General features: G+C 34.5%; 17 protein-coding genes and 2 pseudogenes. 9 read left to right on the plus strand and 10 right to left on the minus strand.

What is annotated here, in order from left to right:
* Positions 1-321 precede the first annotated feature (321 nt).
* Positions 322-489, minus strand: coding sequence for a hypothetical protein (locus AAGD50_RS03360; RefSeq protein ID WP_155968863.1), 168 nt, complete (start codon positions 487-489; stop codon positions 322-324).
* 700 nt (positions 490-1,189) lie between these two features.
* On the opposite strand from AAGD50_RS03360, the gene AAGD50_RS03365 reads away from it, so the two are divergent.
* Positions 1,190-1,471 (plus strand): hypothetical protein, encoded by a 282-nt coding sequence (locus tag AAGD50_RS03365; RefSeq protein WP_264724120.1) that lies wholly within the window; start codon positions 1,190-1,192, stop codon positions 1,469-1,471.
* Here AAGD50_RS03365 and AAGD50_RS03370 read toward each other — a convergent pair.
* Positions 1,463-2,225: pseudogene (locus tag AAGD50_RS03370) on the minus strand (IS5 family transposase). The gene AAGD50_RS03365 and the pseudogene AAGD50_RS03370 overlap by 9 nt on opposite strands.
* A 46-nt stretch (positions 2,226-2,271) precedes the next feature.
* Here AAGD50_RS03370 and AAGD50_RS03375 point away from each other — a divergent pair.
* On the plus strand, positions 2,272-4,119 hold the full coding sequence (locus tag AAGD50_RS03375) for a hypothetical protein (RefSeq protein ID WP_264724121.1): 1,848 nt from the start codon (positions 2,272-2,274) through the stop codon (positions 4,117-4,119).
* A 10-nt stretch (positions 4,120-4,129) separates the two neighbouring features.
* Here the strand turns inward: AAGD50_RS03375 and AAGD50_RS03380 are convergent, their stop codons facing one another.
* The gene (locus tag AAGD50_RS03380; RefSeq protein ID WP_264339156.1) at positions 4,130-4,264 is read right to left on the minus strand and encodes a hypothetical protein; all 135 of its coding nucleotides are present in this window, start codon (positions 4,262-4,264) and stop codon (positions 4,130-4,132) included.
* 139 nt (positions 4,265-4,403) lie between these two features.
* Between AAGD50_RS03380 and AAGD50_RS03385 the strand changes: the two genes are divergently transcribed.
* The 6 genes from AAGD50_RS03385 (at position 4,404) to AAGD50_RS03410 (ending at position 11,024) form a co-directional block, all read left to right on the plus strand.
* Positions 4,404-4,814: a transposase gene (locus AAGD50_RS03385; RefSeq protein ID WP_151807722.1), complete on the plus strand. Its 411-nt coding sequence runs from the start codon at positions 4,404-4,406 to the stop codon at positions 4,812-4,814.
* A 122-nt stretch (positions 4,815-4,936) separates the two neighbouring features.
* Entirely contained in the window at positions 4,937-5,344 is a 408-nt protein-coding gene (locus AAGD50_RS03390; protein WP_174516160.1) for a transposase, read from the plus strand.
* 304 nt (positions 5,345-5,648) lie between these two features.
* Positions 5,649-6,152, plus strand: coding sequence for a protein-disulfide reductase DsbD domain-containing protein (locus AAGD50_RS03395; protein WP_264724122.1), 504 nt, complete (start codon positions 5,649-5,651; stop codon positions 6,150-6,152).
* A 503-nt stretch (positions 6,153-6,655) separates the two neighbouring features.
* A complete protein-coding gene (locus AAGD50_RS03400; RefSeq protein ID WP_213862762.1) occupies positions 6,656-7,999 on the plus strand; it encodes an alanine:cation symporter family protein in 1,344 nt (447 codons plus the stop codon).
* A 35-nt stretch (positions 8,000-8,034) separates the two neighbouring features.
* Positions 8,035-8,193: a hypothetical protein gene (locus tag AAGD50_RS03405; RefSeq protein ID WP_153296804.1), complete on the plus strand. Its 159-nt coding sequence runs from the start codon at positions 8,035-8,037 to the stop codon at positions 8,191-8,193.
* Between the two features lie 152 nt (positions 8,194-8,345).
* A complete protein-coding gene (locus AAGD50_RS03410; protein WP_341809987.1) occupies positions 8,346-11,024 on the plus strand; it encodes a hypothetical protein in 2,679 nt (892 codons plus the stop codon).
* Here AAGD50_RS03410 and AAGD50_RS03415 read toward each other — a convergent pair.
* The 5 genes and pseudogenes from AAGD50_RS03415 to AAGD50_RS03435 all read right to left on the minus strand — a co-directional run bounded on the left by AAGD50_RS03415 (position 11,016) and on the right by AAGD50_RS03435 (position 16,804).
* On the minus strand, positions 11,016-11,612 hold the full coding sequence (locus AAGD50_RS03415; protein ID WP_010082554.1) for a Maf family nucleotide pyrophosphatase: 597 nt from the start codon (positions 11,610-11,612) through the stop codon (positions 11,016-11,018). The two genes, AAGD50_RS03410 and AAGD50_RS03415, sit on opposite strands and share 9 nt — an antisense overlap.
* Positions 11,590-11,853, minus strand: coding sequence for a translation initiation factor IF-1 (gene infA / locus AAGD50_RS03420; protein ID WP_007550159.1), 264 nt, complete (start codon positions 11,851-11,853; stop codon positions 11,590-11,592). Before infA ends, AAGD50_RS03415 begins: the two co-directional genes overlap by 23 nt.
* 112 nt (positions 11,854-11,965) lie before the next feature.
* Positions 11,966-14,443 carry a hypothetical protein gene (locus AAGD50_RS03425; protein ID WP_341809988.1) on the minus strand — a complete coding sequence of 826 codons (2,478 nt, stop codon included), beginning with the start codon at positions 14,441-14,443 and terminating at the stop codon, positions 11,966-11,968.
* Positions 14,444-14,694: 251 nt separating this feature from the next.
* Positions 14,695-15,423 (minus strand): annotated as a pseudogene (locus AAGD50_RS03430) (IS5 family transposase).
* 103 nt (positions 15,424-15,526) lie between these two features.
* Positions 15,527-16,804: an adenylosuccinate synthase gene (locus AAGD50_RS03435; RefSeq protein ID WP_070357042.1), complete on the minus strand. Its 1,278-nt coding sequence runs from the start codon at positions 16,802-16,804 to the stop codon at positions 15,527-15,529.
* A 180-nt stretch (positions 16,805-16,984) separates the two neighbouring features.
* Between AAGD50_RS03435 and AAGD50_RS03440 the strand changes: the two genes are divergently transcribed.
* On the plus strand, positions 16,985-18,589 hold the full coding sequence (locus AAGD50_RS03440; RefSeq protein ID WP_265041191.1) for a hypothetical protein: 1,605 nt from the start codon (positions 16,985-16,987) through the stop codon (positions 18,587-18,589).
* Between the two features lie 51 nt (positions 18,590-18,640).
* Here AAGD50_RS03440 and AAGD50_RS03445 read toward each other — a convergent pair whose 3' ends face one another.
* Positions 18,641-19,057, minus strand: a complete 417-nt coding sequence (locus AAGD50_RS03445) for a GNAT family N-acetyltransferase (RefSeq protein ID WP_083250453.1) — start codon at positions 19,055-19,057, stop codon at positions 18,641-18,643.
* Positions 19,058-19,065: 8 nt separating this feature from the next.
* On the minus strand, positions 19,066-19,776 hold the full coding sequence (ccmC, locus tag AAGD50_RS03450; protein WP_010962525.1) for a heme ABC transporter permease CcmC: 711 nt from the start codon (positions 19,774-19,776) through the stop codon (positions 19,066-19,068).
* Positions 19,777-19,826: the final 50 nt, after the last annotated feature.

Below are 19,826 nucleotides of genomic sequence, written 5' to 3' on the forward strand. Positions count from 1 at the left end.
GTTTTTCAGCAAACCCTATCTGTCTTTCTATGTATTCTCTAGCTTTTCCCGTCGCACTTTGCAGGCGACACTTGTTTGCATGAATTGCATCATTTAAATTACGCTCAACTGCCCCCAGCTCCTTTAATTCCTCTTGCTTTTGTGAAATTATACATCCTTTTACTTCACCGTCTTTACTGACAAATTCAGCGTATTTTTCCAGTAATTTAGCATCTAACTTGTCAGTTTTTGCAAAATGATTGCAAGCTTTGGCAAATGCATATACCCGATTCGGGTGAGCTTTATGGACAGTTATCTTGCAACAATTTTATAATGAGCTTTTCATAGCCACCAGCTTACACATAACTTGATGGGTAAATCGACTATATTTGTTTCTATAAACTTAGATATAGCATCACTCACGTTTGCTATGCGCTTATGCTTGCCATTAATTGAGATGTCCAATGCTTCCTTGGAAACATCTACTCCCATGAAAATTATTCTAGCCATTTTTGTACCTATAAATATAATCAAACAATAATGCAAAATGCTGTATACAGGATTGTAATTCGATCTTTTAGATCCACCTACCGTTCGTACTACATTTTGCTTTAAGCCTTACTATTACCCACAAATAAAAACATAGTATTGTATTTACTCAAATAATTTAATTTTATTAACCTGAAAGCTTATTAGATTAAAATTATTAAACTAAGAGTTATAATTTTAGCAACTAAAAGCTGTAAATTGCACCATATAAACAGTTATTTCAAGCAAAAGTTATGCCATTAAGAGCTATGCAACAAACATTTATATTTGTGGGTAATAGTAAGATCTAAATCCGATAGAGCATTGTTGGCACACCATCAAAAGTCGCCTCAGACCTCTAATGCATCAATGTACAAACTTACACCTTTTAGTTGGTAATACCATTTTAGACGTTTATCATTCGTTTTAGAAAATACTATAGTAGCGGAATGACGAATTTTTGTTTTTCAAATTGTCAGTAAATCTAAGTCAGTTTAGCTATATAAAACATAGTATAAAAAGAGCTATTTTAGCAAAATTTTAAACAAATGAAGTTAATTACTTCACAATTGATACCTTACGAGAAAAGCACATTTGATACAGATTTAAAATACAAGTTAACGAATTATTATGATTTTTACCAAGATAATAATATAGTAAGGTTTGGTAGTGAGGTATCAAAATGGAAAAATACACCAACGCATGGTTTAATAAGAAAGATAATCATGATTGTGCAAATGATGGCACTTGCGGGCAATCTATAAAGGATTTTAGGATTGGTAATTCTGATATTTCTTTTTTTGATAGTAACAAAAACTTAATTGCCAAAGTACCTAAACTACCAAAGTATTCTAGGGATAAATATGGGCATCAATTGTATAAGGAAGCTGAGTCAAAGCAGTTCAATTATTTTTCCACAAATATACATGATGTTTTGTCTAGGCAGTGTCGACATTTATTTTAACCAAAGATAAATGCCAGCAATGTGAACAAAAGACAGAAAAGCTATGGCCAATTTGTCGTAGCGTGTAGCAACTCTGCGGAAGTGCTTGATTTTGTTGAACATCCTTTCGATTAAGTTTCTCTCTTTATACAATTCTTTGTCATATTCTCTTGGTGTTTTTCTGTTGGAACGCGGTGGGATTACTGGCTCAGCATTTACAGCTTCTGCAGCCTCAATCATATAATTTGCGTCATACCCTTTATCGGCAATAAGTGCCTCCATGTTCTTGCCTTCTATCAGGTCTAAAGCTTTTACGTAATCCGATCTTTGCCCTGCAGTAACAAAGAATCTCAGTGGGTTGCCCAAAGCATCACAAGCAGCGTGTAATTTGCTTGAAAATCCTCCTTTGCACCGTCCCAGCTCTTGTTCTTGTCTACCAGTTTCCACATTTTTTTCTTGCACCAGCAGCATGTTGATGTGCCCTGATTATTGTTGAGTCTATCATGAGCCACTCTGTGTCTCCATTAACAGCTAATGTGTTGAAAATCATCTGCCAAACACCAGATTTTGCCCACCTTATAAAACGTTTATGTACACTTGACCATTTTCCATACTCAGCCGGCAATGCTCTCCATGTTGCTCCTGTTCTACCTATCCACATTATTGCAGCTACGAATCTCCTGTTATCTTTTGCGCTTCTTCCTCTATCTCCTTCCTTACCTGGCAGACTGTTTTTTATTCTCTCCCATTGCTCATCTTTTAAATCATATAGCATTCTCTTTACCTATTAATAAAGAGTACTCTATATCACTATTTTTTTTATGTCGACAAGACCTAACAGCTTTACCGTTAAATACGGGTATATAAATTGTACTATAAAATACGACAACTTATCTGAGCAGGAACAAAACCAAATAGAAACAGACATTAAAACTGCCTATGAAGCATTTAAAGAAAAGTTTTGCTTGAAAAATAGTAATGCAAGTTACAATATAACGGTTCACATTTTTAATAATAGAAGCGATTATACAAAGTATAACAATCTTCTCGGCATAGATGAAGATGGTGGTCCAGGATATATTACACGAGGAGTAACAGATTGTCAGAATATTCTGACATATAAGCAAAGTGCCATGGATTTTGTTCTAGGTCATGAGCTAGGCCACATATTTCAATTGCGTTTTTCACCATCGGCAACAGTCCAAACTTTGAATATTCTGGATACTGAACTCATAGCGAATGTCATTGGACGAGAGGTAGAAGAAAAAAATTATAAAGCTATTTGCAAGCAGATGGGTGTAGATGAATATGAAGGCCATGGATGGATGTTTAAATTTAAATATAAAGGTACACTTTATAAATATCACAAGAACCTTTCAGAAGAAGAAAAATTTAAAGCTATACAAAATGTCAAGAATATTCGTGAACTAGTAGATGAATATGAAGATCATGGATGGATGTTTAAATTTAAATATAAAGATACAACTGGTAGTATATACCTCAAGGACCTTTCAGAAGATGAAAAATTTCAAATTATACAACGTGTCAAGAATTCTGGACTAGATGAATATGAAGACCATGGATGGATATTTAGTTTTAAATACAAAGGCACCACTTATAACGTAAGATACAAGGACTTTTCAGAAGATGAAAAATTTAAAGCTATACAAAATGTCAAGAATATTCATGAACTAGTAGATGAATATAAAGACCATGGATGGATATTTAGTTTTAAATACAAAGGCACCACTTATAACGTAAGATGCAAGTACTTTTCAGAAGAAGAAAAATTTCAATTTATCAAAGACATTAAGAACTCTCATGAATCGCTCGTTAGTGAATGTGATGGATTGGGGAATGAGAATACAGTTTTATCGATTCACGTTGATGAAAATAAGGAGATAAGTCGAATGTATTTTCGAAACTCCGACAAAAATATATTCAAACAGCTAGATAAGACACTTATAAGCAGAAGTAAGTCTGAAGAAGAGGTAAATGAAAACCGCACGAATCCAGAGCCAGAAGAAGAACAAAAAGGTGATGACTACACAGAGGTTACAGGAATGTTGCAATTTAAGTACAAAGGGACCAATTATGCTATACAACACAGAGGTTACCTTTTAGTAGAAGAAGAAAAACTTCGATTGATTCAAGATATAAAGAACTCTCATGAATCGCTCGTTAGTGAACGTTATAGATTAAATGAAGGGTCATTAAGTCAGAATGCAACTGTAGTAATTTTTGTTGATGAAAACAAGGACATAGAGAAAATGTATTTTCATAATCCAGACAAGAATATGTCCAAATGGTTAGATAAGACACTCATAAGCAGAAGTAAGCCTGAACAAGATGTGGATGACACAGCAGGAAAAGAGCCTGAACCAGAATCAGCCGAAGAGGATACTCAGCAACCCAGTAATTTCTTATCCAATATTTTTTCAGCAATTAAATCCATTATTGATTCTATCTCATCACTCTTTTCATGGTTATTTGGGTCGAAAGAGAAAGAGTCTAATCAACAATCTGATGATAATCCTTCTTTGTTTAAGCTCGATGCTAATGAGTTAGATCACGAAGTTAAGCCTGATGCCAATGAGTTAGGTCACGATGTTAGAGATCACTTATCAGACAATTATAACCATTACAACTCATCTGATGGGCTAATGTAATATAGCTAATTTACAGTATCTGTTCAGATGCATGGCTAATGTACAAATATTGAAACAAAAATTCCAGTGCCCCTGTGATGTCATTCCAGTGCTTGACACTGGAATCCAGCATTTCCATAATCATCAAAACATTGTATTTTAACAAAAAACAGCTATTTTTATGCTTGCCAACTTAATAAAATTCCTCGATCCCAGTGGGCTTTGTTGCATCGCTCAAGTGAAAAGAACTGGCAGTTACTGACAAAATTCATTATAAATAGCCATTTAACTGTTGAAGAAAAAATATGCCACAAAAAATGAGAGTCAGTAACTGCCATGAATATAACAAATTTCTCCAAGAAAGAGGAAGCATTTTTTGTTATATCAATGACGCCATAGAAAATTGGTACGAGAATTGTCCAAAAATGCAGGGCGGCAACTATATTTATAGTGATAAAGTTGTGATTTTGGTGCATATAATCGTCAGTTTCTTTAGAATTGGTTTAAGACAAACAGTCGGGTTTATAAAAGGGTATTTGCAACAAATAGGAAGAGATTTGGCAGTTATCAGCTATTCACAAGCATCAAGAAGGTTTAAGAAACTTAATATTAAGATAAATGATTGCAGAATTGATAAAAATAATATGGAAGATATCGAAATTGCTATAGACAGTACAGGAATTAGTATATACAACAACACACAGCAAGGAAAATAGCACTGACAGAAAATATCGTGGCTATGAGCAAACGAGAAAATTGCACGTAATGTTGAATATAAACAACAAAAAAGCCATAGCTGTAAAATACAGTAACGGCTGATCACTATGGAGCTTGTGATTTGCTAAAAGAAGTTGATTTTCAGCATGCCATAAAAGCACTATATGCAGATAGAGCATGTGATAGGCACAAGTTTTATAAGTTGTGTAACGAATATGATATAAAGACAAAAATTCCACCAATAAACAATGCGGCAGAACATCCAGAAATAGATTATATGTCTGACAGGAATGCTGCTATTAGGTTAATAAAATTATACGGTGAAGATGGCATGAAAGAATGGAAAAAAGAAGTAAATTATGGGAAAAGATCTTATATTGAAGGGTTTTTCTCAAGATTAAAGCAAATATTCGGATTTAGTTTTAGGAATAAATCTGAGATAAATCGAGAAAAAGAACTGCTAATCAAATGCTATTTGCTTAATAAATTCACTGATATTGGTATGGCTAAATTTGAGATAGTTACATGAATTTACCATAAATCACCATCTCATAAAGTGTGATGCAACAAAGCCATCCCAGTGTCAAGCACTGGGATGACACCCTCCTTATGGGCCAAAATCACAATGTTCGTACAGTTGTGGATTCATTCGCGGTATCTCGGCATAGATTCCGCTAACAAGTAGCGGAATGACGAATTTGTCGTTTTTCAGATTGTCGTAAGTCAGTTTAGCTATAGCATAATGCTATATTAATAAATAATCTATATAATACTATTAAATATAATAATTAAAATCTAAATTACTTTCTCTATAAAAGGAGAAATTTACCTTAATGAAAATACATATATATTTAATATTGTTTTTATTTTTTTCTTGCACTCAACTATATGCTGACGAGGAAATTGCAAAATTTGATTTACTTATTGGCGAGATAAATGAAGCAAGCTTCACTCTTAAAGGTGCAATAAAGGTTACAGTGGAACCAGGCTGGCACATGTATTATAAAGATCCTGGAGATTTTGGCCTTCCCACGTCTATTAGTTACAAAGGTAATGCATCAGATATAAATATTCACTGGCCTATTCCAAAGGAACATAAAGATAAAGTAGGGAGAGAGACGTTTGTAAGTAACGTATATGAGGATATGGTATTATTTCCCTTTAAGATGAATATATTTTTAAATCAAGGGTATATTGACCTTAACTTCCATATAAATTATGCGATATGTAAAGATAGGTGCATCCCTAAAAATGTTGAGATAAAAATCAGGCAACCATTAAAGGATTTTATAGATTCTGATATCAATAAACTTATAAATGAGTGGTATGAAAAATAGAGTTCTCATGGGGTAGGTGTCATTCCAGCGCGTGACACTGGAATCTCATTTACTTTTTTGTTCACTATGTGAGGAACTTGGGCCTACAAGTATATAAACATAATGGTTTCGCATAAAAAATTTAGATCCCAGTGTCACGCACTAACTGTACGAACATTGAGATATAAGAGTAATTTGTACCAAGAAAAAAGATGTCATCCCAGTGCCCAGACACTGGGATCCAGATTGGACACTAAGTTGGTGAGTATAAAAGTAGCTAACCTTATGTTAAAACACAATATTTTTGGTGAGGGGTTGCATTAAAAGCTGGATTCCAGTGTCAAGCACTGGAATGACATCGTCTTAACATTGTACCATATTACAATGTTCGTACAGTTATGTGTCATGCTACTTGGATGACAAGAAAAGGTTTCTAGAATGACGGAAACGAAGTCATACATAGAAAATAGGTTAGGTATTTTCAATTTTTGTTGTATACTCAAATAAAAATCTCACTTTTACAGATGGATACAGTAAAGTTTGTTTTATTACTGCCAACAATATTACTCATGCTAGTTGCTGGTGTTTACCTATCGATTAAATTAAAATGGCTACAGGTATTTAGATTACCATACGCCCTTTCACTCCTTGGAGCTAAAAAAGGAGAAAATAAATTTTCTTCTATAGCCGCTCTGTTTACAATTTTAGGGGGAAATTTAGGAGTAGGAAATATTTCAGGAACTGCTGTTGCTCTAAAAACCGGAGGACCGGGCTCTATTTTATGGATGGCAATAATTATTGTTATCACTTCTGTGATAAAATATGTCACTTGTTATCTAAGTATAAAAACCAGAAAGGAAAAGAACGGACGGTTTATAGGTGGTCCTGTAGCCTACATGGCTGATGCATTTAACTCTAGAAAAGCTACAATTGTGTTTCTAGTTGTTATGATAATGGTTTCAATAACAGTTGGTAACCTTGTTCAGGTAAATTCTCTATCAATACCACTTAACATGATAGATGTGCCTGTAGTCATTGGTGGCATTGTAATGGCCATAATATTTTTTGTTGTTGCAGCTCTCAGCTTAAAAAAAATTAAAATTTTTATATCGGCTATGATACCGATAATGACGGTAAGTTACCTCACACTTTGCGGTATCATATTATTTAAATTTAGTGAAAATATTCTTCCTTCTCTAAAACTAATAACAAGCAGTTTTTTTACAACTAGTAGCTTTAACTCTGGTTTATCTCTAGGTTTGATTTTAGAAATGTTGACTATTATTCAAGTTGGAACTTTGCGAGGTATTTTTGCAACAGATATAGGGCTTGGCCTCGAAGGAATCGTACATTCTTCAATTGTTCCTAAGAAAAATAATAATAAATTTATTATTGAACAGAGCCTAATCACAATAATATCGCCTTTTATAGTTGCATTCATAGTGTTTATTACAACAATGGTACTGCTTGTCACAGATTCTTGGGTCACTGATTTAGAGAGTACTAACATGTGCATATTTGCTTTTAGAAAAGCTATGAATTGGCCCTATATTGACTATTTAATTATGGCCATAATGTTTTGTTTTGCCTTTACTACTATTTTTACTTGGTTTTTTTGCTCAAAACAGACAATACGCTATGTGTCTATGGATAATAAATACACTAAAATCTGGATTGTAATTTTTACCATGATCATTCCGCTTGGTGCGATAGGTAAAGTCCGGTTGCTATGGGATGTTGCTGATATCTCGATTGCTGCTTTGTTGTTTATCAACATACTCGCTATACTCAAGCTAACCTCTCAAGATCCAGAAGTGTTTACTATGAGTAGCAGATATTTGAAGTTGCAAAAACAGAGCTATAGCTAAAGCAATTTAGGCTATGCAGCTGTTGTGATATAAGAGTGATTTCCGCCAAGAAGGATGTCATCCCAGTGCCCAGACACTGGGATCCAGGAATCTTGATTGGCACTAAGTTAGTGAGCATAAAAGTAGCTAATCTTATGTTAAAACACAACATTTTTGATGGGGTTCGTGAAAGGCTGGATTCCAGACTGGAATGACAACTTAAATCGTTTGATGTTACCATAAAATAGCTTGTGTCATCACATTAGTAACACAACCTTCCTTAATAAAAATTCAACCAATGCTTGTGATAATTATATTAGCTAGTATTAGCTAGAACTAAAGGCAGAGGGTTATTAGTGAGGGATATATGGGCACTAACGATACACAACAAGAACACATTTATAATGAGCGCATTCAAGAAATTTTTCCTTTATTTGATAAAATAAAAAAGGAAGACGACCCAATTTATAATGCTAGAGTTGATTTTAACACAGTAAAGTTTTTAACAAAACGCGCCAACTGGAATTGGGACGAAGAAGAAAACAAAGATAAAGCATATGGAGTTATTCTTCAGAAATGCGACAAGACAAAGAAAGCTGGACAAGACCTTGAAAGTGAAGTTAAAGAAAGGTTGAAAGAGTATGTTGATGATGTTGCAGGAGTTTCAATATACGGTAATCACGCAAGTATTACGCTGGGAAATAACAAAAAAGAGTTTAAAATCAGCGAATTTTTAAACAGTGATTTTTGTGAGAAGAATGAAATCTCGGGATTTTCAACATTGCATAGTGATGGAAAGAGCGGAATGCATGGTTTTGTTGCCGAGGAAGAAGGGAAAAAAATAAGACATTATGTCGTAACTGATGGTTCATATGAAATGACTTTAAAGTGGTATGCGGAGGGGAAGGAATGTAAGATCAAAATTAAGATTGATGCTAACGGTGTAGACCTTGTTAAAGGTGATGATTTTTCTCTAGAACGGTTAGAAGTAAACAGAGATGTAAAAATAGGTGGTTTATTCTTGCATGAAATACAATTCAGGGAGAAAGGACAAGGAAAAGCGAATGAGATGCAACATAATAAAGACAGTAACGAGCTATCATCTGAAACTACAACAAGAATTGATGTTAATAGAGGTGTTAGCGTTCAAGCTACTGATATAACTCAAAAAAAAGAAGACCACCATTCACATTTTGGACTACAATCTAACAGCAGAAGGCAGTCTTACGATAGCGGAATTGGAAAAGATTTTGACGATAAAATTAATTCTCAGGAGGCTAAAGAAAAGCGTGAGCTTAGACAAGCAGCACGAGAAGCAAATTCGGGAGGTCAAGTTTATAACCTACAATCGCTTTTTGAGGAGAATCCTCAGAACAAAAAAACTCCTCCGCCACTTCCACCTAGAACTAGTTCACTACCACCTAAAAAAGGTGTTTTCGATGAGCAAGGGGGAGCCAAATCTGGAAGCCAAAAACCAGATGACTTGCGCGAAAATGAGCAAACACCTAATAATCAGCAAAAAGGTGCAACTTCTGATTCTTCAGATAGTTCTACTTTCACCAAGTCTGTAAGCCACAATCAAGATAATAGGCAAGAAGATGAACGGTATGACAATCCTACATTTGGACATGCTGTACCTGGAAGCCAAAAACCAGATAGAAGTGAGCAAACACCTAATGATCAGCAACAACCTAAAACCCAGCAACAAGAAGGAAATAGCAAAGGCGATCTGTTACAAGACATCAGAAATTTCAAGAAAAACAACTTACGGCACATTGATGTTGATGATAGAAAAGCATCAATTGCAGGAAGTAGAAAAAATAACCCATCACCGTTAGAGACATTAAAGGACATAATTCCTTATTCATCTTCTCCAGATAACAGTGATAACCAAGATGCTAGTGATGCTAAGTGGAAAGAAAGTGAACAGCCGCTCTCTGCTACAGCACTCAATAATAAAAGTGACTCGGGCTATTCATCTCCAACTCATGACAATAATGAACAATCTCAAGTAAATCCTGAACAGTTAAAGAAGAGCTTAGAGAACATTGAACAAAGTGATCAAACTCCACCTGAAAATCTTCTTAAAGAAATCAGAGATAGATCACAGCAGGATAATAGAGGATTAAGGCAAGTTGATCCTACTGATAAACTGTCACAAGATAAAGAAGATGGATTGCAAAAAGACGATTTAGCAGATGTAAAAATAGTGGAAGGTCCAACTATTAGTGTCTCTGCTTCAACACCAAATAGTATAAGTGATTCAGGCTATATATCTCCAACTAATAGTGATAGTAAATCTCAAACAGATTTAAAACAGGTAGGAAGGAAATTAGAAGAACATATTAGACAAAGTAATCTAACTCTATTTGAAGAACTTAAAAATACATTAGGTCAAGAAAATCTCGGGTTAAAACCAGCTGATCAGAGTCAGATTAGCGAAGAAACTAAAAAACGCTTGAGAGAAGTTGGGTTGCTAAAAGACAGCTCAACAGACATAAAAGCAAACGATTCGGGCTATTCATCTCCAACTCATGACAATAATGAACAATCTCAAGTAAATCCTGAACAGTTAAAGAAGAGCTTAGAAAACATTGAACCAAAAGAAATCGGAAATACGAGTGAGTTAAAAGGAGCATTGGGAAACCCGGATAAAGGGTTAAGAGAACCGGCACAACAGGCTACTAAAGAAAATATTCCTAAAGATTCATTCTCAGAAAACATTTTAGAAAAGATAGGAGAAGGTAAACAATATGACCCTATACGTAAGTGGTTAGAAAAAACAGTGGCAGAACGAGAAAATAATGACACTAATCCAACTGTAGATAAAAATAGCGAACTATATAAATTACTAGAGAAAGATGAAGCACAACTGAAAGCTGGAGTAATAGAAGAAGAAAGAGGAGATACTTTAACAGAACACACTGATGGTTATGATCGCAATAGAATTGCATTAGCTAACAGAAATAAAAGACCACTAGATTGGGCTAAACAGGTTGCTGAGTCACAACAAAAAAAAGATACTAATAAAGGTATTTCAATATAAATTGAAGTTAAAATAATTGCTTAGCAAACAATAGGTTTCATGTAATGGTAACCCTATAACGGAAGAGTAGGAGCCGCGTAAGAACAATACGAACACTCCAGCTAGGCCTTGTATATTGCATCCCCCCGCCCTATTTTTCCACTCTTCTGATGCTAAATAATACTTAATTTCTTGTTCACTGAGACGTTTAAATTTCACTATTGTAACCACAGTCCTGATATGTTGTTTAGATTGATCGGGAGTTAATAGACATACACTGGTGTATACTCTATGCCTTCTTCCTGATAACAAGCGGATACATTTTTCTGCTTGCTCAACGTTTTCAGCTTTGAGCAATATCCTTCTACCACAAGCAACAACTGTATCAACACCAAGCACAAAATAATTTGGATTTAAACTTTGTATTTTCTCAGCTTTACTTTTTGCCATACGGATTGAGTAATCCTTCGGAAGTTCCTTTTTTAAAGGGGCTTCATCTATATCTGCTGGCAAAATTAAACCTGGCTCAATGTTTATTTGTTTTAGTAAAGCTATACGCCTTTTCGATGATGAAGCAAGAATAAGATTATTTAGAGATCGTTCTGTCACTTGTACCTTTAAGCCTTCTAATGATCCTACCCTTTCTCGCATTCCTATCGTAAATGCTCATCTCAACTAACACCCTATCCCCTATAATGATGCGTATTTTACTTCTTCTCACTTTCCCTGATACATGACAGATAATCTCATGTTCATTGTCCAGTTTCACTCTAAATTCTGCTGCAGGTAGTAAAGCAGTTACTGCCCCTTCCACTTCAAAAATTGTTTTCGATTTCTCGTCTTTTATCATATGTTATATTATAATTTAATAATCTTTTTTAGTCTACTATAGATTTTAAATTATTATCAACACAAAAGACCTTTTGCGCCCCACTTAAGTTGCAACTTAACCCCAACCATCTTCACAATGATACCCTACCTACGTTTCTACTCTCTGCCACCTTCTCAATAGAACTTATAGGACTTATGTTGAAAGATAAATCATTATCACAATTTTCTTCATCGCTATCAAGTCCACTATCAACGCTTAAAGATCTGAGTAATGTTGTCTTCTCTCTCAGTGGAACATAAGACTCATTATCAACGCTTGAAGATTTGGATAACCTTTTCTTCTGTCGTGGAGCATTACCAGACTCATTAGAAATTTCTCCCGTTAATTGATTGTTGGAGCTCCTTTGTTCATCAGCACGAATTTTTTCTTCCAGTCCATCAAGCATTCCTACCAATTCATCACCCCATTCATTTTCTTCTTCTAATAATTGTTTACACTTTTCTTTCTCACGCTCTAGCTCGTTTCTTAACTCTTCGACTTTATCTTCATCTTTAGTGAGTTCAAGTGTAAGCACCTTATCTCCTGGAAATTCCTCGTACTCGTTTTCTAGTTCTTCAATGTTGAGTTTTAGTCTCTCTTCTCCAAGTGTATCTTGTAAATCGCTATCCTGCCTATCTGATTCTTTAATCTTTTGCTCAATTTCTACTTGTACCTTATATTCCTGATCTAATTCTCTTAGCTGATCTTTCAAGCGCTCTTTCTGCTGGCGTCGTTCAACCATTATCTGTTCCGCATCTTCTCGTGCTTGATTTAGCTCTTTTTCCAAATTCTTCTTTCCTGCATTAACAATTTTCAGCTCTTCCTTTAGCTTTCTTTTTTCTTCATATACACCTTTAAGTTCTTGTGCTTTCCCTTGTAGCTCTTTTAACACACCTGCTAATTCTTCATTTTTTTGTGCCAGTTCAGTTTGCAATTCCGTGTTTTTTTGCTCCTCTTTTTCAAACCTGTCTTGTAAATTGCTATTCTGCTTCTCTAACTTTACAATTGTTTGATTAGCTTCTGCTTGGGTTGTTTCTAGTTTCTCCTGTAGTCGCTGATTTTCTTGTATTAATTCATGGTGCTTTTTATTTATCACTTGCAACCCTGCTTCTATTTCTTGCTTCAATTCAACAGCTTCTTTTTTCAAATTTGACATTTCTTGCTTCAATTCAACGTTTTTTTCGGACAGCATCTGATTATTTAAAATCAATTCATCCATTTGTTGTGAAGCAAATTCTGTCTGAGTTCCAGTGTGCTGTAAATTGACTTCCGTTTTAGTTTCGATTTGTTGTGAAGCAACTTCTGTTTGAGTTTCAGTGTGTTGTAAATTGACTTCCGTTTGAGTTGATGCATTGCTATTAATAGAAGGAGGAAGGCTATTGTCAGCATCAACTTTAGGGTCTAATTCCCCCTCTGGTTCCTCGCGATAGGCCGCTATAGACTCATTTTGAAAATTATTATTAGCAGTAGGTACAACATCAGCAGCCTTACCTTTTTCTAGTACAGCATCATATAAGGAGAGACCTTGAATATATAATTCATCGTTTTGCTTTATTAATTCTAAGATCTCATCCGATAGCACAAAATCTTCATCATTAAATTTTAGTACTTCAGTTATGCCATCGCTACTCACATTCATAATCATGGTACACATTTCGGATCCATCCTTTACAGGCCAAGTGCTTTTCATTTCATAATATGCGCCCTCTTTAAATTCATAATATCTTTCCTTACCTCTCCGATGAGCGTGTATTTCATGTTTTTTATTGCAATAGATATTCAGCTCTTTAATATCTTTCTCTTGCTGTAAAATGTCACTAATCCTGGTTTGCTCACTTCTATTGTAATTAATAAGATTGATATTCAAAACTCTATGAGTGTTATCAGTTTCTGTGTAATAAGCTCGAAACTCTACGCCTTTCTCTCCAAGATATTTACTTGCAGCTTCTTTTCCCTGCTCTGCCCACTTTATGCATTTATCTATATCTTCCTTAAAGCTCTTATTAGCAGACTCTGTTACTGCTTTATCTATGTACGTTTTTTTAAAATCTCCATCATTTATTAGGTCATAAAAACTCCACTTATCCCCAAAAGCCCTCTGCACGTAAGTGAAATTCTTTTTTTCCTTTAGTTTTCCTAAGAACCACACCTTTTCTTTCAGATTTTTCAGTTGAAAGCTTACCCTTGCCTTTACACTAGAGTTTTTGGCAGGAATACTAACTTCTTCTAATTCTTTAAGTAATTTGTTATTTTTTATAATTGAGGAGCAAAACTTTACAATAGCAGAATTTGCAAACGAAGGATCTTTTTTTATATCTTCATCAATAATTTCTTTAAAGCGTGCAAATTGAGGTAGAACATAAAAATTGATTATTTCTTTTTCTGATCTTGTTTTATTAGCATAAGAGATATCACCTAATTGTGAATATAACTCTTTTAATGTATAGTAGATAAGCGTAGAGTAATAAACCTCCCCATTCAGTGAAGTTGGTCCAATACACTTTTCAAGTTGATCACCTGTTTTTCCTGCCTCTGCTGTTTTTTCTTCTTTAGCCAAACTTCCAATCATAATACACCTCCTTAACTATATTTATATTATACCAATTAACATATATTAAAAGAAATCAAACTGTATAACCTCGCCCTACACTAACTTTTATGATTACTTAATTGTGTAAAAATAACTGCAAGTGTTAAACTTGAGCTTTTATTTTTCATTATACATTTCTTACTACATGTTTATACTGCTGTCTTGCATAATAGACTATTCGAAGTTACACAAGTATTTTTTTTATTAGATAAGAGTTAGTAAGAGCCTGTTCATAATTTTTTCAGAAGTAAGGCAGTGAAAGCCAGAACTACCATTTGTAGGCTAGTATTGAGTTTTCGCTCACAATTTTTCCACAATCTTCTACATTTTTCTAACCAAGCAAAAGATCGCTCCACAACCCATCTTTTGGGCAATACAACAAAGGAACGTAATTCATTTCTTTTGATCACTTCAACGGTTGCACCAATAATCGTTTTTATTTGAGTTACAAAATTCTCTCCAGTATAGCCTGCATCAACCAGTACATTTTTAACTCCCGAGAGGTTTTCTTTTGCATTTTCGACCATTCTCACAGCACTGCTACGGTCAGTTATCTCTGCTGTTGTTGTATAAATTGCATGCTTGCGTATCTACTGCAATACGGCCCTGAAATCTTCTTGCCTGCATCATAGCTTCAGCAGTATCTGCATTTTTTATACTCTGTGCATCAATTATGCAGAAGCTTTTCCGACCATTGTTTTGTCGCAATTATTTTTTTTTAATACCAGCTCCAGAACACTTTCTTTATTTACATCTGGTTTTTCACTCCACTTCTTAAAATAGTCGTAACAATTGCGCCATTTTGGGAACTCTTTTGATACCATTCTCCACTGGCAACCACTTTTTAACACGTATAACACTCCACAAAATATATCATGTAAATCAAGTGTTCTTGGTTTTGTCTTCTTTCTGCAAGATTCCAGATCTGCTACAATAATCTCAAACTTTTCTCGACTTATGTCACTTGGTTATAAACTTCGCATATCCTACTTTATATACTTTATCCTCTCACTTTATCTCTTTTTTGAGATTACGTACAGGCTCTAAGATACAAAGACGTTTTCAGAAATCTTTAAGCTTAATAACATCCTCTCTCTTTGGACTAGTTGAGATTAGATGAATTGGTACACCTATTAATTTTTCTAACCCTTCTATATATTTTATTAAATTGATAGGCAATGTTTCAATCGACCTTTTACCTTGAGTGTTTTCTTTCCAGCCAGGAAACTCTTCATATATTGGCTCTAATTCCCCTTGTATTGAATGCGATGCGGGTAAATAATCATACATTTTTCCGCTATACTTGTAACCAGTGCATATTTTAATTGTATCAAAAGAATTAAGCACATCTAATTTGGTTAATACAATGCTTGAAACTCCAGAGAGTTGTACGGCCTGGCGCACTAAAACTGCATCGAACCATCCGCAACGCCTTCTTCTATTGCTCACTGTTCCAAGTTCCTTACCTATAGTAAACAAGCTATCTCCTACTTCATTTTTCTGCTCAGTAGGAAATGGGCCATTGCCCACTCTTGTTGTATAAGCTTTTACCACACCAATAATGTAAGCATTGGAGGATAACCCTGAGCCTGTTATTGCTTGCGATGCTACAGTATTACTTGAAGTAACAAAAGGGTAAGTTCCGTGGTCGATATCTAAAAATGCGCCTTGGGCACCTTCAAATATTATTTTCTTACCTTCTTTCATCAAGTCATTTAATATCTTCCACACAGGTTTTTTATATGAAAGAATTTTTTCTGAAATCTCTTGAATTTCCTTTAATATTTCTTCTTTTTTAACCACCTGGTAGTTAAGGCCTTTCCTGATAGCATTGTGGTAATTCAAAAGAGTATCCACTCTTTTATTGAGCTCATCTGCGTTTTCTAAGTCACAAAGGCGTATAGCTCTCCTTCCAACTTTATCTTCATAACATGGCCCTATCCCTTTGTTTGTTGTACCAATTTTGTGATTTCCATTTAAATCTTCAAATAGCTTTTCCTTGTCCTTATGTATGCTAAGTATTAATGGACAGCTCTCGGATACCATCAAGTTGTTATAGTTTACGTCTACTCCTTTAACTTTCAATGACTCTATTTCTGAGATTAGAGCGTGTGGATCAAGAGCAACGCCATTTCCTATGATAGATATTTTGCCTGGCCTCAAAACAGCAGAGGGCAGTAAATTTAATTTATAAACCTCATCATCTACTACTATAGTGTGCCCTGCATTATTTCCTCCCTGAAATCTCACAACTACATCTGCATTCTCAGAAAGATAATCTACTATTTTACCCTTGCCTTCGTCACCCCATTGCAGACCAACAATTACAATGTTATTCATCATTATTTTCTAGATTAATACATAAATATTAATGCAGTACGCTACAAATGGAAAGAGAAATCTACGCCTTTCCTACACCCCTTAAATAAAGAAATATACTGTCGATTTTCTTAATATATTACCAAATTATTCATCATTATATGATATAACTTACAGCATATTTACAGTAAGGTGTTATTTATGAAAGAGACAAAAGGAAAAAATAATAAGAGTCCAGTAGTTAGATTAAAGGCCACAGCTAAAGAGTTCAATTTTAGTAAATTAAGAGCAGATCAAGATAATAAATTAGCGAATTCCGGTGAAACAATGTTCTTAGATTTTCAAAGGATGAATTTTATTATTAACGGAAAAGAAATAGATAAAAATCTTATTATTGCATTTAAGGAAGGAGCTAAGCACCGCAAAAGCGAACTTTTTAATAGTGATGATATATATAATGACGAAATATTTAACAAAAAAGGAACAAGAGAAATAGATACGGATCATGGCAAAGCTTTTGTTGCTTCAGTACTCGAAGATATTGAGAAAGAGCTTGTAAGTAATGCATTGGGTGAGCTATGGAAAAATCACTGTGAAAATTCCAAAACTGCCAATCATCAAAAAACCGATTCATATAAGAAAGAATTTGAAGAATTTTACAATGCTGGCCAAAGGTATATCCATCTATTACCAACAGAGAAAGATGAAAACAAGGATTACCGTTCCTTTGCAAAAGAAGTTTTCAAAAAAATGTTCAGATACGCTGGGGCAGAAGTTCCAAGTGATGCTATTTTAGAAGAGCTAGTTACCAATTGTAATCAAGCAGGGTATGAGGCTGCTCCATTTATACAAACCCAACTTGCACTTGGACAGTCGTTCATAGTAGAAAATCCTAAAAAAGTAATAAACATTGATTGTGCTAACCAAAATAATGTGAGAATTAGATCTGATATGAGGCTACCAATACTCTCTGTTAAAAATCAAGTTATGCATGGCGATAAGATATGTAATCTGTCTAGTTCATTGGAATTTACAATTGAATCTCACAATGGTGAAGACTTTGTAACATACAGAGATGGTAAATTGTCACTTACTATTCCTAAAGAGTTAAAAAATTATAAAGATAATGGCAAGAGCTTGTTTGACATTATTAAAGAATATTTTCAGAAATTCTGTGCAAAATTAGGATTTAAACCTGAGACAAAAATACAAATAGAGCATGGCTTCGGTGCTCAAAGTAACTATTTAGATGGTACAATATCAACCACAGGATCAGATGCAAATGAAGAATTTATCAATCTTTTAAGCGAAAATCTCAGAGAGAGGTTATTGGGGTCAGGAGTTGCTCTAGAAGATGAAGATGTTGATGATGTTGTTGAAGTCAGAGTATCTACCGTTATAGATCTATTGAGTGATTATGCTAAATTGGAAGATAATAAAGAACACAGAGAGTTATTAATAAGTAAAGTAGCAGATAATTTAGGACTTTCCACTCAAGATAAAAGAGCACCAGAAGTATTGATGGAATTAGGCTCTTTACCTTCTTTGACAAAAGGTCAGGTTAATCATAATCAAGTGCAGTCTGTTGTAAATACTTTTATTAAGTTAATTATTGAAGGGAAAAGCGAAGTATACAAAAAAGGAGGTGCGATTAATGCAATTGATGCAATTCATAAGGAGATAGATAAGGCAATTGTTGAGCAAGAAAAAAAAGCAACCAACAAACAAGATATAGAAAATGATAAATGGACAGATAGAATCAAAAAACAGAATTATTCTGCGGAATCACATGAACATTTACCTTAAAGATATTAGTAGGCTCTTTAAATATTTTAGAGTTCATGGTTACAACGGTTGCTATTTTACAGTGCATCTCACAACACTTTCTTCAAAAATATACATGTTAACATACCCTGGACGTACAAGATCACACTTATACCCAAGCTTTTCATAAAATACTTTCGCTTTTTGAAAATTCATGGTTGCAACGGTTGCTATTTTACAGTGCATCTCACGACCATAATCATGAACTTCTTCCATTAGCTGCTTTCCCATACCTTTTCTTCTATAATCAGAGTGCACCCAAAGCAAGTCAGTGTAAATTGAACCATAGATAACAAAACCGCTACAACCTACAATAATTTGTTCAGTATCATCGCGAATAAAAAAAGCAAATGGGTTACACGTACCTTTATCAACGGTTTCTTCATTAATCTTTTTGAGTAGGAATTCAATGTCTTTGCTACTTGGTGATGTGGTGTGTTCTATTTTCATCTCTCGGCCTAATACCGCATACTGATTTCTCTCTTTATCTTATATAAATTAATTAAGTAAAGTGAATACAGTATCCACACTACTAAAAAAAATGTGGCACAAAACATAAACATTGCAACCAGTGGCAACAGCAGGGAACTTTCTATTGCTATTCCACCTTTTCTCAAAATGCTTGCTGGCTGATGGAGAGTGGACCATAAATTCACGGAAAATTTTACTATAGGAATATTTATAGCACTAAAGATGGCAAATACTGCTGCTGATTTTTCTGCCCTCGCTTCATTATCAAAAGCGCTCCACAATGAAAGGTAGCCAACATATAGGAAAAATAAAATCAGCATTGAAGTAAGCCTTGCATCCCATACCCACCAAGTGCCCCAGGTTCCTTTTCCCCAGATGCTGCCTGTGATTAAGCATATTGCCGAAAAGACTGTCCCTGCAGGAGCAGCAGCATGTGCCAAGACACTAGCAATGCTATTGTTCCATACCAATGAAATGAAACCAAGTGATGCAATTAATCCATATATTCCAAGAGCAAGCCATGCAGAAGGCACATGAATGTACATGATTCGTACAATTTCTCCTTGTTTATAATCTTCTGGAGAGAAGAATAACGCCAAAGACATTCCAATTAAAAAACATGCGAAACAAATAACCCCAAGCCAAGGTAGAGCTTTCTTAGAAAAATAAGAGAAATTTGTAGGCTTTAATAAAAACATTCGTTTTGAGAATAATTGTGTTAAGAATTTACCAATTAGTTTGAGTTTTA

Origin of the sequence: Wolbachia endosymbiont (group A) of Apotomis capreana (assembly GCF_964027025.1) — a bacterium.
Classification (GTDB): domain Bacteria; phylum Pseudomonadota; class Alphaproteobacteria; order Rickettsiales; family Anaplasmataceae; genus Wolbachia; species Wolbachia pipientis.

Coding starts and splice junctions, on each gene's coding strand:
- AAGD50_RS03365 (WP_264724120.1), top strand. CDS start 1,190: ATGGAAAAATACACCAACGCATGGTTTAATAAGAAAGATAATCATGAT.
- AAGD50_RS03425 (WP_341809988.1), bottom strand. CDS start 14,443: ATGATTGGAAGTTTGGCTAAAGAAGAAAAAACAGCAGAGGCAGGAAAA.
- AAGD50_RS03375 (WP_264724121.1), top strand. CDS start 2,272: ATGTCGACAAGACCTAACAGCTTTACCGTTAAATACGGGTATATAAAT.
- AAGD50_RS03395 (WP_264724122.1), top strand. CDS start 5,649: ATGAAAATACATATATATTTAATATTGTTTTTATTTTTTTCTTGCACT.
- AAGD50_RS03440 (WP_265041191.1), top strand. CDS start 16,985: ATGAAAGAGACAAAAGGAAAAAATAATAAGAGTCCAGTAGTTAGATTA.
- ccmC (WP_010962525.1), bottom strand. CDS start 19,776: ATGTTTTTATTAAAGCCTACAAATTTCTCTTATTTTTCTAAGAAAGCT.
- AAGD50_RS03360 (WP_155968863.1), bottom strand. CDS start 489: ATGGCTAGAATAATTTTCATGGGAGTAGATGTTTCCAAGGAAGCATTG.
- infA (WP_007550159.1), bottom strand. CDS start 11,853: ATGATAAAAGACGAGAAATCGAAAACAATTTTTGAAGTGGAAGGGGCA.
- AAGD50_RS03385 (WP_151807722.1), top strand. CDS start 4,404: ATGCCACAAAAAATGAGAGTCAGTAACTGCCATGAATATAACAAATTT.
- AAGD50_RS03435 (WP_070357042.1), bottom strand. CDS start 16,804: ATGAATAACATTGTAATTGTTGGTCTGCAATGGGGTGACGAAGGCAAG.
- AAGD50_RS03410 (WP_341809987.1), top strand. CDS start 8,346: ATGGGCACTAACGATACACAACAAGAACACATTTATAATGAGCGCATT.
- AAGD50_RS03400 (WP_213862762.1), top strand. CDS start 6,656: ATGGATACAGTAAAGTTTGTTTTATTACTGCCAACAATATTACTCATG.
- AAGD50_RS03445 (WP_083250453.1), bottom strand. CDS start 19,057: ATGAAAATAGAACACACCACATCACCAAGTAGCAAAGACATTGAATTC.